Annotated in this window: 18 protein-coding genes; 9 read left to right on the top strand and 9 right to left on the bottom strand. The window is 42.4% G+C overall.

Translation table 11 applies throughout. From position 1 onward, the window contains the following. The first annotated feature begins 270 nt into the window (after window positions 1-270). Window positions 271-2,130 (top strand): helix-turn-helix transcriptional regulator, encoded by a 1,860-nt coding sequence (locus AB6D93_RS01625; RefSeq protein WP_102333178.1) that lies wholly within the window; start codon window positions 271-273, stop codon window positions 2,128-2,130. A 28-nt stretch (window positions 2,131-2,158) separates the two neighbouring features. Here the strand turns inward: AB6D93_RS01625 and AB6D93_RS01620 are convergent, their stop codons facing one another. After that, complete coding sequence (locus AB6D93_RS01620; RefSeq protein WP_102333177.1) at window positions 2,159-3,025, bottom strand: LysR family transcriptional regulator; 867 nt, start codon at window positions 3,023-3,025, stop codon at window positions 2,159-2,161. A 141-nt stretch (window positions 3,026-3,166) separates the two neighbouring features. Here AB6D93_RS01620 and AB6D93_RS01615 point away from each other — a divergent pair, with 141 nt between their 5' ends. Then, complete coding sequence (locus AB6D93_RS01615; protein ID WP_017060338.1) at window positions 3,167-3,541, top strand: nuclear transport factor 2 family protein; 375 nt, start codon at window positions 3,167-3,169, stop codon at window positions 3,539-3,541. A gap of 204 nt (window positions 3,542-3,745) precedes the next feature. On the opposite strand, the gene proX is transcribed toward AB6D93_RS01615, so the two are convergent. Genes proX through proV form a run of 3 tightly spaced genes read right to left on the bottom strand, consistent with a single transcriptional unit; the run spans window position 3,746 to window position 7,031 of the window. Continuing rightward, window positions 3,746-4,753, bottom strand: a complete 1,008-nt coding sequence (proX, locus tag AB6D93_RS01610) for a glycine betaine/L-proline ABC transporter substrate-binding protein ProX (protein WP_102333176.1) — start codon at window positions 4,751-4,753, stop codon at window positions 3,746-3,748. Then, window positions 4,746-5,840: a glycine betaine/L-proline ABC transporter permease ProW gene (proW, locus tag AB6D93_RS01605; RefSeq protein WP_102333175.1), complete on the bottom strand. Its 1,095-nt coding sequence runs from the start codon at window positions 5,838-5,840 to the stop codon at window positions 4,746-4,748. The genes proX and proW overlap by 8 nt, the downstream gene beginning before the upstream one ends. 3 nt (window positions 5,841-5,843) lie before the next feature. Continuing rightward, window positions 5,844-7,031, bottom strand: coding sequence for a glycine betaine/L-proline ABC transporter ATP-binding protein ProV (gene proV, locus AB6D93_RS01600; RefSeq protein ID WP_017067805.1), 1,188 nt, complete (start codon window positions 7,029-7,031; stop codon window positions 5,844-5,846). Between the two features lie 640 nt (window positions 7,032-7,671). Between proV and AB6D93_RS01595 the strand changes: the two genes are divergently transcribed. After that, window positions 7,672-8,409, top strand: a complete 738-nt coding sequence (locus AB6D93_RS01595) for an HAD-IIB family hydrolase (protein ID WP_065583888.1) — start codon at window positions 7,672-7,674, stop codon at window positions 8,407-8,409. Between the two features lie 29 nt (window positions 8,410-8,438). Here AB6D93_RS01595 and AB6D93_RS01590 read toward each other — a convergent pair whose 3' ends face one another. Further along, window positions 8,439-8,651 (bottom strand): TIGR02450 family Trp-rich protein, encoded by a 213-nt coding sequence (locus tag AB6D93_RS01590; RefSeq protein WP_017068050.1) that lies wholly within the window; start codon window positions 8,649-8,651, stop codon window positions 8,439-8,441. A gap of 174 nt (window positions 8,652-8,825) precedes the next feature. Between AB6D93_RS01590 and AB6D93_RS01585 the strand changes: the two genes are divergently transcribed. Beyond that, entirely contained in the window at window positions 8,826-9,101 is a 276-nt protein-coding gene (locus AB6D93_RS01585; protein ID WP_102333174.1) for a nitrogenase-stabilizing/protective protein NifW, read from the top strand. A gap of 135 nt (window positions 9,102-9,236) precedes the next feature. Further along, window positions 9,237-10,361, top strand: a complete 1,125-nt coding sequence (locus AB6D93_RS01580; RefSeq protein WP_102333173.1) for a M14-type cytosolic carboxypeptidase — start codon at window positions 9,237-9,239, stop codon at window positions 10,359-10,361. Between the two features lie 142 nt (window positions 10,362-10,503). Here AB6D93_RS01580 and AB6D93_RS01575 read toward each other — a convergent pair whose 3' ends face one another. After that, window positions 10,504-10,860, bottom strand: coding sequence for a hypothetical protein (locus AB6D93_RS01575; RefSeq protein ID WP_017060329.1), 357 nt, complete (start codon window positions 10,858-10,860; stop codon window positions 10,504-10,506). 267 nt (window positions 10,861-11,127) lie between these two features. Further along, a complete protein-coding gene (locus tag AB6D93_RS01570) occupies window positions 11,128-11,754 on the bottom strand; it encodes a LysE family translocator (RefSeq protein WP_102333172.1) in 627 nt (208 codons plus the stop codon). 209 nt (window positions 11,755-11,963) lie between these two features. Here AB6D93_RS01570 and AB6D93_RS01565 point away from each other — a divergent pair, with 209 nt between their 5' ends. From AB6D93_RS01565 to AB6D93_RS01555, 3 genes are all read left to right on the top strand, one after another. Further along, entirely contained in the window at window positions 11,964-13,202 is a 1,239-nt protein-coding gene (locus AB6D93_RS01565; RefSeq protein ID WP_102333171.1) for a DEAD/DEAH box helicase, read from the top strand. Between the two features lie 253 nt (window positions 13,203-13,455). Further along, entirely contained in the window at window positions 13,456-13,677 is a 222-nt protein-coding gene (locus AB6D93_RS01560; protein WP_017065363.1) for a hypothetical protein, read from the top strand. A gap of 142 nt (window positions 13,678-13,819) precedes the next feature. Next, window positions 13,820-14,122 (top strand): thiamine-binding protein, encoded by a 303-nt coding sequence (locus AB6D93_RS01555; protein WP_017065764.1) that lies wholly within the window; start codon window positions 13,820-13,822, stop codon window positions 14,120-14,122. A gap of 57 nt (window positions 14,123-14,179) precedes the next feature. Here the strand turns inward: AB6D93_RS01555 and AB6D93_RS01550 are convergent, their stop codons facing one another. After that, entirely contained in the window at window positions 14,180-14,347 is a 168-nt protein-coding gene (locus tag AB6D93_RS01550) for a hypothetical protein (RefSeq protein ID WP_017060325.1), read from the bottom strand. A gap of 109 nt (window positions 14,348-14,456) precedes the next feature. Next, complete coding sequence (locus AB6D93_RS01545) at window positions 14,457-14,720, bottom strand: DUF1289 domain-containing protein (protein ID WP_017060324.1); 264 nt, start codon at window positions 14,718-14,720, stop codon at window positions 14,457-14,459. Between the two features lie 188 nt (window positions 14,721-14,908). Between AB6D93_RS01545 and AB6D93_RS01540 the strand changes: the two genes are divergently transcribed. Beyond that, window positions 14,909-15,355 carry an META domain-containing protein gene (locus AB6D93_RS01540; protein WP_004734625.1) on the top strand — a complete coding sequence of 149 codons (447 nt, stop codon included), beginning with the start codon at window positions 14,909-14,911 and terminating at the stop codon, window positions 15,353-15,355. Window positions 15,356-15,410: the final 55 nt, after the last annotated feature.

Genomic DNA, 15,410 nt, shown 5'->3' with positions numbered 1-15,410 from the left:
AAACAATAGAATGGATAAGAAAAAGGCAAGATTGTATCTGAACATTAACGCGCACTTCACAGTAGATTGACAAGTGTCTAGGCAAAAAGCCATAGATTTGACGTCACTAATTTGGCACTTAGCCTATTAGGGACATGCGCAACATACAGTTCAAATAATCCGAACAATTAACATCCGTAAAAAACAAATTACTGAAGATGTTAAATAGAGAATCCGATGTCTAAACTAGAATCAAGACATTGAGTTAATTATCAGAAGGTTAATGTTTTAATGAGTGAGTTTTCACAGTTGTTACGTAACTTCAGAAAGGAACTTCAATTTACACAAACAGAGTTTGCAACCTACTTAAATCAGCTGGACGATGAGTTTAATGCGGTTGACGTCGTAACGATAAATCGTTGGGAAAACAGTAAGGTAAAGCCTAGTACATACAAAGCACTCAAGATCTTACAGCACCTTGGCGGAGATTTGTTTGAGACAATAAAGAGCTTTAAGTCCGAACAAAAAGACACACTAATCGAACTGTTTTTAAACGAATCCTATGGCTCATTTCAAAGTAGAATTTCAGCTCTATCAGGCCTGAATCAACAACAAGGCGAACGCAACTTTAAGTCACTGCCTTTAATGTCAGAGCCATGTGACACTGGCGTTATCGACAGAATCAAACTACTTTCTAAATTCACAAAAGTCGATATATCGCCACTGGACCAAATTGATTTATATCTCTATTACTGTGAGAAAAAAGCACATGGTCACAAACTGATCAATGTAGATGGCGACATTGTGAGTCACAACGTAGGCTTTTTCTTTGAAGACCATCAATTTGAGACATTAAAAACTCAAGAGCTAGATCTAAGAATGGCCTGCTCTTTAAATTCAAGCAAAAGCATAAATTATTTTAATATAAGCTCACACTCAGAGACAAAAGATCATGTTATTGAGCATATAGTTTCAGATATACAGTTACTTTCTCAGAACAAAAACATTAAAAAATATTCTGTTTTAGTAAAAGACCCCAATATGATGAGACTCTTGAAGAGTGTGGGGTTTGAAGTATTTAAATTTTCAGAACCTTCTGCTAAAAAATGTAATATTACATTCAAAAATAAATATTATAGCTACTGTATATTAACGATTGATAAAATAGACTATCTGACGAATCGGAACGTAATGTCACTAATCAAAGATGAATATTCTACCATGATGAAATTTCCGCAATTACTGCGCGAAGCGCGCAAGAAATTGAAGTTAACGCAAAAGGATTTTGCGGCATACATTAATCACTTAGATGATGAATTCAGCTCTGTAGATGTCGTAACGATAAATCGATGGGAAAATAGCAAAGTAAAGCCAAGTAATTACAAAGCCCTAAAGCTATTGGACTGCCTTGGTCTGGACTTGTATACAACGTTGAAATCCTTTGATTCAGAAGATAACGAAGACAGTGCATTACTTGAAGACTTCCTTCGTGAGAGGTTCTTTTCGTTTCAAAGCCGAATATCGTCTATCACTAAAGGGGAAATAGAAGAGGGCTGCGACTGTCAGATCATGCCATTGATGACAGATCAGAATGACAAAGCAATAATAGATAGAATAAAGCTGATTTCACAATATACAAAGGTAGACCCTTCAGCCCTTGATGCTATCGACCTGTTTCTCTATTGCAGTGAAAAAAAGGCGCATGGCAGAAAAATGGTCAATGTTAATGGCGATATTGTTAGTCATAGCCTAGGTTTTTTCTTCAACGAAGAGGTATTCGAGCAATACCAAAATAAGCATCTACATATTAAGCAAGCCTGCTCTTTAGATTCTAATCATAACTTAAATTACATTGTGGTTAGCGGTCACTCTGAGAAGCGTGAACAATCTATTGCGAACCTGATTTCCGATATGAAGCTTCTTGCAAGCAATACTAAGATCAAGAAATTCTCTATGATGATCAAAAATCCAAATGCACTGGATCTGATGAAAAACCTTGGGTTTGAAATCTATAAATTCTCAGAACCAACAAAAGAAAAATCGAACATTACCTTCAAGAAAAAAAACTACCGCTATTGCGTACTGACTATCGACAAGATCGAATTACTGAGTAATAAACATGTTATTTCTTTTATTAGTAAATATGGTTAAGCACCGGATTTTACCAACGATAGAAAGCTTATACTAAATTCTGCTTAAGCTTTTCTTCCAAAGCATGGATACACAGCTTGATGGCGATAGGCGTATTTGAAGCAAATGGGTTTAGCGCATAAACCGTGTTGGTGGGTAATTCAAAGCTTGGCAGCACGTCGACAACATCACCAAATAACTGAGGAATGCAGAAATCTGGAATCACACCGATACCAACACCTGATTTAATCAGTGCAAGGCAACTGTGGAACGAATTGGTGACGCAACTAGCTTGCTGTTGGTAGACAAAGTCCTGCTCAGTTTGAGAACTAAAATGATGAGTCACCTGCTTTCCCTGCCAAGAGTTTGCAATGTAAGGAATCGATTCAAGCTCACGTTCACGCATGCTTTCAACGCCACATAACACATCTTTAAACTCGCCTAACCGTTTCTGCTTAAGATTACTGTCGCGCGAGCTACCCACTCGTACCGCGAGATCAATATCGTGCTCCATGAAATCCAAGTGTTGATCATCACTGATCAGCTCAGGCTTTAGTTTCGGGTATTGCTTCATTAAATCCGCAATAACAGGCGCAACCAACAAGTCCATCAGTGCATTTGGAGCAGTAATACGAATCCGGCCTTGTGGCTCTTCTAGCTCGGCTTTCGCCATATCCCATGCCGATTCAGCGATCACATTGATGTCTTTGCAACTCAAATAAAAGCGCTCACCCATGCTTGTCAAAGTTTGTCTTCGTGTTGTGCGTTTAAGGAGAGAGGCGCCTAACTCTTGTTCTAGAATTTTGAGATGTTGACTGACGACAGATTTAGACAACTCTAACTTTTCAGCCGCAGCCGAGACTGAACCCTGATCTACGATATGAGCGAAAATCGACATCTGCTTTAGCTTACTCATCTTATTGTTCTCTTTTTACAAACAGTATTTTCCATTATCTCTGTTTTTAAAATCAATTTCCAAGACTAAACTCAATTCAACTTATCGAAATACCAAATAAAAAAGACAGTGCTCGAAACAAGACTGTTATGGAGAAAGACAATGTTAGACAACCAAATTTTAGAAGCATGTAAGCAAGGCATTAACGCGTGGCAAAAGGCTTTCAACAACCAAGATGCGAAAGGTTGTGCCGATCAATATACTAAAAGCTGTGTAATGGAAGCGCGTCCATTTGGTACTTTTGAAGGTCATGAAGCGATTCAAGCATTTTGGCAAAACATCATCGACCAAGGTTTCAAAGACGTTGATTACACCGATGTAAAATGGGAAGAGCACCCAGACGGCGGTTACATTCTTACCGCGAGTTGGACAATGAACAAAGCGTTTGGCGTTGTACATCATGAACACTGGGCACTTGAAGCCGATGGCTGCGCTCGCTTAGTCAGCGACAACTTCGAAGTTCAAGGCGAACGCTAGAGCTGTAATTAACAGCTAGAAGCTCAAAAATAGAAACAGAAAACAAAAAGCCAGCAATCCAAATGGACTGCTGGCTTTATAATGTTCACTCTTGTCGCCCTTTCACTTGGTTTGAAGGTGATTGAGTGACTCTACACAATCACTCAACACGCTCATCATTTCAAATCAAAATGTCTGGTAAGACAGAGCAAATACAAGTCAAAGTTACAGTGCTGCTTTCTTCGCTTCTGTAATCCAACCATCGAACGTGCTTTGGTTCGCTTTGATCCAACCGTTTACGTGCGCTTCGATATCAGCAGAGCTGTTCTTACCTTTACTCATCATCATGTTCTGAGCGCTTACATCATTGATGTTAAGTTTGACGATTTCAAAAAGCTTCGCTGCTGATGGGTTGTTCTTAGCAAACTCTTTATTCGCAATAATGCGCATTGAGTTCATTTCGAAGCCGTAGTTTTTGCCGTTAGATAGCGTCGTATCCACGTTCGAACGCTCGCCAGGAAGTGCTGAGAAAGGAACTTCTAACCAAACTACATCTTCGTTAGGCACCAATACGCCACTTACCCAGTAAGGTGTCCATGTGTAGTAAAGGATTGATTCACCCTTTTGGTAACGAGAAATTGTATCTGCAATGATTGCAGCGTAGTTACCTTGGTTGTGAGTTACCGTATCGTCCAGTTTGAACGCTGAAAGTTGGTGTTCAATCACCATCTCACAACCCCAACCTGGGTTACAGCCTGTTAGGTCTGCTTTGCCATCACCGTCCGCATCAAACAGCTTCGCGATTTTTGGATCAGTTAATTGACCAATGTTGGTGATGTTGTACTTTTCAGCCGTTTTCTTATCAATTAGGTAACCTTGAGCAGCGCCGCTTACATATTGGCCTTCACGGTAGAATTTCTCATCACCACCTGCCATTGTGTATTTATCAGCATGAAGCGGGAACCAACCTACCGTTAGGAACGTTGCGTCACCCTTTGCAATCGAGGTGTAGCCTACGTTGTAGTCCACTTCTTGAGTTGATTTCACGTCATAACCCAGTTCTTCTAGAGCACGGTTAACAATCAATGTTTGGAATGTCTCTTCCGCTACAGACGATTGAACAGGCTGAACTGATACGCCATCACCCGGTAGGCTTGCTGCCCACACGTTAGTCGATACCGCTAATGTAGAAACGATGCTTACTGCGAGTTTACTCTTCCATGAATTATTCATTGGTGTTTTTCCTTAATTGAAGTTCTGATTTGTTACCGCGATTAAGTACATTCAGTACAAGGGAAACAGGTCCCATGCGATACCAGCGTAATTTTGTATTACCAGCATTGACACCCAGTACTTGGGTGATGCGGTCTAATAAGATGGCTAAGATAACGATGCCTAAACCACCAACAGCGGCCAGTCCCATATCCAAACGGCCAATACCTCTCAGTACCATTTGACCTAAACCACCTACCGCAATCATTGATGCGATAACCACCATCGATAACGACAACATCAGTGTTTGGTTCACGCCCGCCATGATAGTTGGTAATGCAAGTGGCAGTTGAATTCGGTAAAGCATCTGCTTTTTGCTTGCACCGAATGAGTGACCCGCTTCGATCAATTCTTCCGGAACTTGCTGAATACCCAAGATGGTCAAACGAACAACAGGAGGAAGTGCGAATATGATGGTCACCACGACACCCGGAACGTTACCGATACCAAACAACATGACGATCGGTACTAAATAAACGAAGGCTGGTGTGGTTTGCATAGCATCCAAAATTGGGCGCACGAATTTAGCCGCCGTGTTACTTCGAGCGAGCCATATCCCCATGGGTAAGCCAATCAATAGGCAGAAGAATACGGATGTCATGACCAGTGACAATGTGGTCATTGCTTCAGACCAAGCGCCAATCAAGCCAATGAAAGTCAAAGATACGGCCGTTGCAACGCCAAGCTTCAAGTTTGAAAACTGCCATGCCACTAGAAACAAGATGATCAACATGAATGGTGCTGGCGTAGACACCAACGCCGTTTCAAATGAACTTAGGATAAAATCGATAGGCACACGGATTGCCTGGAATAATGGGCGTCCGTGCTCAACTAACCAATTCAGTCCAGACTCAACCCAAGTGTCAACAGGCAGCACAGCCTCTGCAAAAGGGTCAAGTGGATCAAAAGGTGTCGTTTCAACGGTTTCGCTGCTTAACCAATCCGCTGACGGTGAGGTATCAGCGGATTGACCCCAAGGATCACTTGCAGGTTGAGCTGGAGGAGCCGATTGAGACCATGGGTCATTATTTGTTTGTTCAGACGACATGATCTACCCCTTATCCAATGTTTGTAACAGTCGTGACTTAGTCACCACGCCAAAGTAATTACCTTGCTCATCCACAACAGGCACTGAGTAAGGCACACCACCAACTAGGCCAAGCACATCATTGATTGGTAAATCAGGGTTCAGCGTTAGTCCATCATCGAGCTGTGCGCTGATGAGTGATTTGTTCTCTTTGTGGGCTTTACGAAGCGAGTCGATAGAGACAATGCCGGAGTAACGGCTGCTCTTCTCAACTACGATGCCGTACTCGCGGTCGTTATCCATCAAAATTTGTAGAGCGGACGCTGGGCCATCGTGTTCTGATTTTTTAAATACCGCAGCTGGCTTCTTACGCGCAATGTCTTTCACAGTAAGTACGCTTGCTACGTTCACACCACGGAAGAAAGCTTCGACATAATCATTCGCTGGGTTACTAAGAATATCGTCTGGAGTACCGACTTGAACCACTTCGCCATTTTGCATAATCGCAATTCGGTCACCGATACGCATCGCTTCATCCAAATCATGCGAGATAAAAACAATGGTTCGTTTATCGTCATTTTGAAGGCGAATAAGCTCATCTTGCATTTCAGTACGAATCAAAGGATCGAGCGCCGAGAACGCTTCATCCATCAACAAGATATCTGGGTCACATGCTAGTGCACGAGCCAAACCAACACGCTGCTTCATACCACCAGACAACTCATCTGGGTAAGATTCTGAATATGCGCCAAGGCCAACACGCTCAAGTGCTTCAAGTGCTGATTGCTTTCGTTGTTCAACTTCAACACCCGCAAGCTCTAGACCAAACGCGGCATTCTCGATAACCGTCATATGCGGCATCAAAGCGAAATTTTGGAAAACCATGGAGATGTTGTTGCGGCGAACTTCGCGGAGTTCATCTTCTGAGATGTGGGCAATGTCTTTGCCTCGAAGAAGCACATTGCCTTTGGTAGGTTCGATCAAGCGGTTAAGAAGGCGTACTAGGGTTGATTTGCCAGATCCAGACAGTCCCATTATGACGAAAATCTCGCCTTCTTGAATACTAAGAGAAACATCGTTAACGCCGATCGTTAGCCCTGTTTCTTCGAAAACTTTATCTTTATTTGCGCCTTCATTAATCATTGTAAAAGCACGGTCGGTGTCTTCACCAAACACCTTGTACAGTCCCTTAACTTCCAGTATGGGATCCATGTAATCTAATCCTTTCTCAGTTATTTAAACTTAAATTGGTTATTTAAACCCGAAAAACAATTAGCACTCTAAGTAATTGACACGTGTAAATCAAGGTTCTTCGCTCGGTAAAAAAGGCAACAGACTGAAACCAGACCAGCAACAACAAGACCAAAAAAATAAGCAAAAACAAAGCAAGCCACTGATAATAAAAGGGATAAATTAGATAAGCGTACGGCCAATATTATGTATTACGTAGTCGTAGATTATTGAATATTAATTTTACATTAGAGTAATTAATAGGCTGAATGAACCAACAAAAGCCATAATTAGTTCGTGCACAAATAATTCGAATACGAACTATTTATTAAGCTTTCATGATGCTTCCGAGGCGAAAGTTCGCTCGGTAACAAGGATAAGATCGACTCTCAATCTCTACCTAAAAACCAAAGGTCAACCGTCTAAAGTCAGCGAGTTGAAATCAACCTTTTCAACCAAGAATTTTAATACATCACACCAACTGTGATACTTGCTGCAAACTCTCAATTGGCGATTACCTAAGCTGGAATTCAACTTGTAGAGTGCTCACTGCTGAGCCATTCTTTATAAAAGAAATAGACATTTCCCCGCGATGAATGAGAGAAAAAGACAAGGAATTCGAATGATAAAAATGTTGGTGTGTGACTTTGACGGTACGCTTGATGGAGGCTCATCTCACGGTGTTAACCAGCTATTTGATTACCTCACAGAACAACCTGATATTCGCTTTATCATCGCGACAGGAAGAACATTACCTTCGATTCGAATGGGTTTAGAATCGGATAACTACCCGAAGCCACACAGTATTATTAGCGATGTGGGCACCAAAATTCATCATGTTCATTCCCAAAAACCAGACCATGTTTGGCATAACCAACTGGAAGCTTCTTGGAACAAATCAAGGGTAGAGACGGCTCTCGCCCCCCTTGATTTTATGGGTGATCGCATAGAAAACCATCAAGGCGATTACAAGATCACCTTTGAAGGAAAGCTTTCAGAGCCTCAACACGAACTGATTGAATCTAGCTTGGAGATGCACGGATTAGATGTTCACCTGACTTACTCTCATGATTGGTACTTAGATATCACACCAAAAGGCGTTAACAAGGCGACTGCGATTCACCACCTACTCGAACAACACGATTTGAGCGTTGCAGAAGTGTGCGTCGCAGGTGACTCAGCTAACGACACCTCAATGCTCACCATTGAAGGCGTAAACTCGATACTGGTTGCTAACCATTACCCAGAGGTTGCTCACCTATCGGATAGAGACAACGTATACACGAGTAGAGCAACACATGCTGAGGGTGTCTTAGAAGGCCTTAAATACTGGCAAGGACGTGCAGCAGCGGGTAATTAGAAATAAGGACTGCTCCCTACTTGCTATCCTTATTTCCAACCGGGAAGCCAATGATCCTTGTCGGTGAGATCCCGCCAGTTGATGTCTTCCTCACGTTTGGTCATCACCGCTTCTATTAAACAACGAATGACCTCCCCTTCTTCAAACTCGACCTCTGTGACCATAAAGTGTTTTTCTTTCTTTACAGGGCTAACGGCCGTCCATTTACTGCGGAGCAGTTTCTTTGGGTTGATCCGGTTCATGATTTTGTCCTGCACAGTTCATTGATGTTTTATCTATAAGCTTCAAAGAGTTAAAAAGATCACTTCAAGTTTAAAAAGCCCACGATTCAAACCCAGGTAAGTCATAACTAAAATCAATAAAACAAATCGTAAACTCGATACAATAGTTGTCACCAGAACAGAAACCTACTTCCCATGAGCCAAACAGAATTCCAACAAAAAATAGCGAGTTTCACTGCCATCGAACAAGCGCTTGATTACTTTGAGATTGGCTTTGATAGCAAGTTCATCGACCAAAATAGAGTCGAGCTTATGAAACGCTTTAATGGTTATCTGATCCTGTCAAAACCCGATGATTGGTTCTCAGGAAGAAGAGCGCTGAAAAACGCTTATTGTAAGGTTCAACGCAGCAAGTTAGATCGCCACACACGTTCAGCCTGTCGTGGGTGTACAACTTGTCAGCGTCGATAGATAGGAAGTACTGCTCAAAGTAGAGAACTAAAAAGTAGATAGTTGAAATAACATCTCATTACGATTTAGTTAGTGGTTTGCTCGAAAAAAAGTGTGCTAGTCTTACGGCAACTCAACTACGAGATAAAAACTACAATGAAAATTTTCAGCAATTTCGAAAGCGGCAACATTCACGTCGTTTCTGCAGATTCACCACAAAACATTCAACTGACGATCCCAGCAGACTACCAAACTGAAATCTCTCAGTGGTTTCACTTCCGCTTAGAAAGTGAAGCTCAACAATCTCACCACTTTGAAATCGGTCAATTGGCAACATCTGCCTACCCTGAAGGCTGGAAAGATTACGATGTAGTTGCATCGTATGACCGTGAAGAGTGGTTCCGTATCCCATCTCAGTTCGATGGCGATACATTAAGCTTCGATATCATCCCTGAACACGATTCAATGTACTTCGCGTACTTCGCGCCGTACTCATACGATCGTCACCAAGATCTTCTGCACAATGCTCAAACGCACCCTGCTTGTAAGCTTGAAACTCTAGGTCACACGCTAGACAACAACGACATCACTTTGCTAACTATCGGCGAGCCAAGTGAAGAGAAGAAAAATATCTGGGTTATCGGTCGCCAACATCCAGGCGAGACGATGGCTGAATGGCTAATCGAAGGTCTGCTACAACGCCTGCTTGATGAAACAGATACGGTCGGTCGCTCTCTTCTAGACAGCGTTGTGTTCCGCGTTGTACCAAACATGAACCCAGATGGCAGCATCCGCGGTCACCTGCGTACTAACGCGATTGGTGTTAACCTGAACCGCGAATGGCAATCACCTTCTATGGAACGCAGCCCAGAGGTATTCCTTGTTCGCGAGCGTATGCTAGAAACGGGCGTTGACCTGTGTCTAGACATTCACGGCGACGAAGCGATTCCATATAACTTTGTAGCCGGTAGCGAAGGCACACCTTCTTACAACGAGCGCATCGCGAAGCTAGAGAACTACTTCAAGCAAGCACTGCTCACTATCACGCCAGAGTTCCAAGATGAATTTGGTTACGATAAAGACGAACCGGGCAAAGCAAACATGACAGTTGGCACAAACTGGATTGGTGAGCAGTTCAAGTGCTTGGCTTACACCGTCGAGATGCCATTTAAAGATCACATCAGCCACGCTGACGAACTTTACGGCTGGTCTCCAGAGCGAAGTGTCGCGTTTGGTCACGACATGCTAGCCGCAGTTTGGGCTACAGTAGACGAGCTATAAGGCGAACTAAGCTCATTAGCTTTACCTGTATCGCCTTTGGTTTATAAGAATCTGGGCTATAGATAGAACAAAGCCCAGCACTTGTGAAAGTGCTGGTTTTTTAATATCGGCTTGGATGAGTGAATCTAACTTTAAAAGCTTTCTATGCCACTCTGAGGCTAGCAAAAAACACTGGGTATCTTTGCCTAATGTGGCGTTGTTCAGACACCATATCTTTGAAGCTTGGGCCTTGTGATAACTGAACGATCACTTCGTCACCTTCTTGTCGCAATACAGCACCGCTAATATCGATACTGTTGTTGTCATGCAACCTCAAGGTGCCGGCCATTGAAAAGCCACGATAAACCGGAATGATGTTACGCATCATCAGGCGTACACCCTTTTCAGAAACTTCGCTGACATGAAAAAGCTCATCCTTAATTCGCATCACCGGACGAGCCTTTTGAGGGTACTTTAAGCGGTAATATTTGCGTTTCTGGGTGAATGAATCTTCACGCATTAGTGACTCCCTGTCTCTGTTATTTCGGTCAAGCAATAGGCTGTAGCTTCAATTGGTCTCAAATAAACACATTCACCAAATTGATAGCTAATAATTATATCGACTTCCCGAGCTAATGCTTTAGAGATTTATACAGAGAAACACTGATTGCTTAGCATTCAGTAAAAAATGAGAACTGAATCGGAAATGAAAACTAAGATGGAAACGAGAACTAAGCCGGAAATGAACTGAACCAATAGCTAAAAACCCAATTCTTCGCATCGCACCCTAAAGCTGAAACAATGCCAACTGAATGCTGAAGCCCACGAATAGAATCCCACACACAATGTTCATCATTTGCGAGGTGCGCTTTTGAACTAACAAGCGCTTAAAGGTATCCGCCATTAAGATCACAACTAAGAACCACATCGACACCACTGACGCTTGAATTGCACCAAGTATCAAACTGTCTGTCACAATCGCATCTGTTGAAACAAATTGAGGGAATATAGAAAGATAAAACAGGACAATTTTAGGATTCAGTAGATTAGTGAGAAGCCCTTTGAAAAATTGCTTATAAAGCTTACTTCCCGATGCACTGACCACAATGAGCACGCCCTCTTGAGCGCGCAGCGCCGCACGAAAATGGTTATACCCAAGCCAGACAAGATACAAAACCCCAGCCCACTTTAGCCCTTCAAAGGCCATGGGAGTGTTCGACAGTAATAAGCTTATGCCGTTAGCCGAGATAAAGGCATGAAAAAAGAAACCACATGACACGCCCAACACGTTCACAAATGCGAACAGCTTCCTTTGAGTTAAGGCTGTGCTTAATACCAACAGCGCATTTGGGCCCGGGATAATGGCAATAAAAAACACGATAACGATAAACAGCCAGATACTGTCCCAACTCATTTCGATCTCATTTCATGAACATTTTTAGGGCGGACATTGTACGTCCATTCAGTGCCATTACAATATGATAAACGCTTAATTATCGCGTATAGCTAACAGACATAATTCGCGCGTATAATGAATGTGTTTATCGTCTAACATACAAAACTGATTCTCTAACATTTGTAGCCCTGATAGACTCCACCTCCATTTTGATACTTGGTTCATTTATGTCATTTGATAGCCTCACCCTTAACGCAAAAACCGTCTCCGCGCTCTCATCTCAATTCAATAAGCCGACAGAGATACAGCAAGCGGTAATTCCTACCATTATTGCGGGGAAAGACGTACTCGCATTGGCTCAAACGGGCAGCGGTAAAACATTGGCGTTCGGCTTACCTTTACTGAATAACATCAACCAAGATGTGAATGAACTGCAAGCACTGATCATTGTTCCAACCCGTGAACTTGCATCTCAAGTGACCAAATCTTTAGAACCGATCGCGACAACGCTCAATATCAAATTGGTAACGCTAACGGGCGGGGTAAATACTGATGATCAACAGCAACAATTATCGACTAAACCACAATTAGCCATCGCCACACCGGGCCGCCTACTTGCTTTAATCAAAAGTGATGAACTGGATATAGCTCGGTGTTCATCATTGGTTCTTGATGAAGCCGACCGCCTGATCGACATGGGATTTTGGCAAGATGTTCAAGCGATTACTGCAGCACTACCAAGTAAACGTCAGTCACTGTTGTTCTCTGCGACACTTCCGCCCGAATTAGTAGGGCAAGCTGAAGAGCTTCTTTTAAATCCAGTTAAAGTCACGACACATCAAGAAAACAGCGTGGTCGCGACTATTGAAGAAACCCTGTATTTAGTGAACAAAGGCAGTAAAGCTCAAGCGCTCATCGCACTACTCAATCAACACACATGGCCGCAAGTATTGGTATTTATTGGCGCAAAAGACAATGCCGATGCATTAACCAAACGATTGAATAAAGCCAAAATCAGTGTGAGTGCGTTACATGGAAATAAGAGCCAAGAAGAACGAGAGCAAGCATTAGAAAGTTTCAAAAATGGCGAGACTCGTGTGCTTATCGCGACTGATGTGATGGCTCGAGGCATCCATATTGATCAACTACCTATTGTGATTAACTTTGAGTTACCACCTCATTCAGCGACTTATGTGCACCGCGTTGGAAGAACGGCGAGAGCAGGAAGTACTGGTTGTGCAATCTCGCTGGTTAGCCACAGTGAAACTGACTACCTGACCGCCATTCGCACTTTAACCAACAAAGCACTGCCACTACAGTCATTGGAAGGCTTCCCAGTCACAGACAAACCTGCATCTGAAGCGACCGCTCGCAAGCGTCCACCTAAAGATAAAATGGCCAATCGAAGAACAGCCCAAAAGAAGAGCATTAAGCAATTTAAAAGCAAACCAAATAGCTCTAAGTAACCAGAAATAGCGCTAAGCAACCAGAAATAAAATAATAAGCTCAGTTTGTACTGGGCCTTTTTATATGCAACAAAATACAAACTCACACCCAAAAACTTCCCTAAAGTTGCCAACTTAAATGACATTTTTGTGAATTATGATGCCAACGTATTGATTCTTGGTTGCTCAAAAAAAATACTCTTAAATCACGTTGACGCCCCTATATCTAGCAACTAGATTTTTCTATTAGTGTCTACAACAGGAGGTCATTGAAATGAAACGTGCTAGCTCTACATATCGATTACAACTGATTAAGGAAGTGGCAACTCGCCGAGATCGTCAACGTTCCAATGACCCGATGGCAAACTACATACAAACCCTAATAGATAATAAAGATGATTGTGATACTTCGGTTGAACGCAACCAGAGGTTCAGTGGCAGTCATTTTGATGAGCACATAGGTGGTTGGGTAAGTGACCACTGGGGTAGCAAGTAGTCCGATATCTCCAGTCACTCGTGTCATAAATAAAGCAGCGTAACCGCTGTAGAATTTATCTCCGCATTAACCTATCATCTACAACAAATCCCTATCATTGAGTAAGCAGAAAGTGTCTGAGTTAAAAAGAGAAAAAGAAGTGATGGTTGCCTTCCAAGTGATCCCTCGCGTTAAAGAAGGCAACAACTTCGAAGTAGTTGATAAAGCCATTGAAGTTGTGAAAGCAGCCGATGTCCCTTTCCAAGTTGGTGCGATGGAAACCACAATGAAAGGTGAACTCAATCAATTACTCGATATCGTTAAAAAAGCAGAACAAGCTTGCTACGATGCAGGGGCGGTAGAAGTGATCACAAACATTAAGATTCACAGTAAAACCACCGAGGCCGATGATACATTTTGCACGTACCATCGTGGTGTAACGAAAGCGAATCACATGTTTGTTTAATCACATTTTTGTTTCTGAAAACTGAGCTTTAAGAAAGGCTCTGAAGAACCAGTGGTGTTATTGGAAAGGCATGTCTGAGAGGTGAGAAAGGATTTCCATTCGTTCTTCTTCTGACATCGAATGCCAATCACGCGGAGTCTCTTCAGGGTCATCTTTTGCCCCGATCGGTTTTCGGTCAAGTGCTTTGACTGGCTCTTTTTTGATTTTTACGTTCTTTTTATTCATACCGACACCACTCCTTCTGGTACAAAGGTACCTACTTTAATATTACACCCCAACCATTATGTAAAGTAATAGTTACTTCGGAGTTAAATAAAATCTAAATACTTCCTCTTTAGCCAAAAAGATCTCTTTGGGGACTGGTATTTCCCTCTTCATCGACCTGCTTACCAATCAAGTTTTTTTGATTCATTATTTTTCTTCTATAGCGCTGACGACACAGCTTTATCACGTGCAATTGTTCTGACGGTGTCATCGACATCCAATTAAAGCGCTCTTCTCTCTTGCGCATACAACCGTTGCAATAGCCTTTGTCATCGCTTGAACAAACCCCAACGCAAGGGCTTGGAACTTGGAAAAACTCTAACTGCTCCACCATGCCTCCTTACACATTCAAAATTACGCTTACTCTCTCAAAAATAAGCGATTAATTTGTCGCATGGCTCATGAAACCCATACTAAACTATGACCTTATACTGACACATATAGTGTTTTGTAAACTATACTTTGAACCCATCAAGTTACACTTATCCGGTAACTTCGTTCTTTCCTTTGGAGCCTTATAATATGAAGTTTAGTTCAAAAAAATTACTAGCAGTAGCCGCTTTACCTATGATGCTAGCAGCATGCACAACAACAGGTGACAACGCGATGCAAGTAACACCAACCGATCTACAGCACCATAATTGGGAACTTGCGCAAATTGATGGCAAGGACATTGTGAAAAGCGAAGACCAAGCAGCTCCTCGTCTAGAGATCGGCGAAAAGATGACTGCAAACGGCATGGCTGGTTGTAACAACTTCTTCGGTCAAGGCGAGCTGAAAGACGGTCAATTCCGTATCAAGCAAATGGGCATGACAATGAAAATGTGTCACGGCTCTGCGATGGAAATCGAACAATCGGTTTCTGCTACTCTAAGCGAGTGGAGCGACGTAACGCTAACAAACGATACGCTAGTACTGAAAAACGATGTACACACGCTAACGTACACAATTCGTGACTGGGTAAACTAATCCGTCATCGAAACCAAATACTGATTAAAGGAGCCTGATGGCTCCTTTTTTATTG

Source organism: Vibrio sp. 10N.247.310.23 (genome assembly GCF_041467155.1).
Lineage (GTDB): Bacteria > Pseudomonadota > Gammaproteobacteria > Enterobacterales > Vibrionaceae > Vibrio > Vibrio crassostreae_C.
This window is presented reverse-complemented; position numbering and strand designations above follow the sequence as displayed.

Coding starts and splice junctions, on each gene's coding strand:
- AB6D93_RS01625 (WP_102333178.1), top strand. CDS start 271: ATGAGTGAGTTTTCACAGTTGTTACGTAACTTCAGAAAGGAACTTCAA.
- AB6D93_RS01620 (WP_102333177.1), bottom strand. CDS start 3,025: ATGAGTAAGCTAAAGCAGATGTCGATTTTCGCTCATATCGTAGATCAG.
- AB6D93_RS01615 (WP_017060338.1), top strand. CDS start 3,167: ATGTTAGACAACCAAATTTTAGAAGCATGTAAGCAAGGCATTAACGCG.
- proX (WP_102333176.1), bottom strand. CDS start 4,753: ATGAATAATTCATGGAAGAGTAAACTCGCAGTAAGCATCGTTTCTACA.
- proW (WP_102333175.1), bottom strand. CDS start 5,840: ATGTCGTCTGAACAAACAAATAATGACCCATGGTCTCAATCGGCTCCT.
- proV (WP_017067805.1), bottom strand. CDS start 7,031: ATGGATCCCATACTGGAAGTTAAGGGACTGTACAAGGTGTTTGGTGAA.
- AB6D93_RS01595 (WP_065583888.1), top strand. CDS start 7,672: ATGATAAAAATGTTGGTGTGTGACTTTGACGGTACGCTTGATGGAGGC.
- AB6D93_RS01590 (WP_017068050.1), bottom strand. CDS start 8,651: ATGAACCGGATCAACCCAAAGAAACTGCTCCGCAGTAAATGGACGGCC.
- AB6D93_RS01585 (WP_102333174.1), top strand. CDS start 8,826: ATGAGCCAAACAGAATTCCAACAAAAAATAGCGAGTTTCACTGCCATC.
- AB6D93_RS01580 (WP_102333173.1), top strand. CDS start 9,237: ATGAAAATTTTCAGCAATTTCGAAAGCGGCAACATTCACGTCGTTTCT.
- AB6D93_RS01575 (WP_017060329.1), bottom strand. CDS start 10,860: ATGCGTGAAGATTCATTCACCCAGAAACGCAAATATTACCGCTTAAAG.
- AB6D93_RS01570 (WP_102333172.1), bottom strand. CDS start 11,754: ATGAGTTGGGACAGTATCTGGCTGTTTATCGTTATCGTGTTTTTTATT.
- AB6D93_RS01565 (WP_102333171.1), top strand. CDS start 11,964: ATGTCATTTGATAGCCTCACCCTTAACGCAAAAACCGTCTCCGCGCTC.
- AB6D93_RS01560 (WP_017065363.1), top strand. CDS start 13,456: ATGAAACGTGCTAGCTCTACATATCGATTACAACTGATTAAGGAAGTG.
- AB6D93_RS01555 (WP_017065764.1), top strand. CDS start 13,820: ATGGTTGCCTTCCAAGTGATCCCTCGCGTTAAAGAAGGCAACAACTTC.
- AB6D93_RS01550 (WP_017060325.1), bottom strand. CDS start 14,347: ATGAATAAAAAGAACGTAAAAATCAAAAAAGAGCCAGTCAAAGCACTT.
- AB6D93_RS01545 (WP_017060324.1), bottom strand. CDS start 14,720: ATGGTGGAGCAGTTAGAGTTTTTCCAAGTTCCAAGCCCTTGCGTTGGG.
- AB6D93_RS01540 (WP_004734625.1), top strand. CDS start 14,909: ATGAAGTTTAGTTCAAAAAAATTACTAGCAGTAGCCGCTTTACCTATG.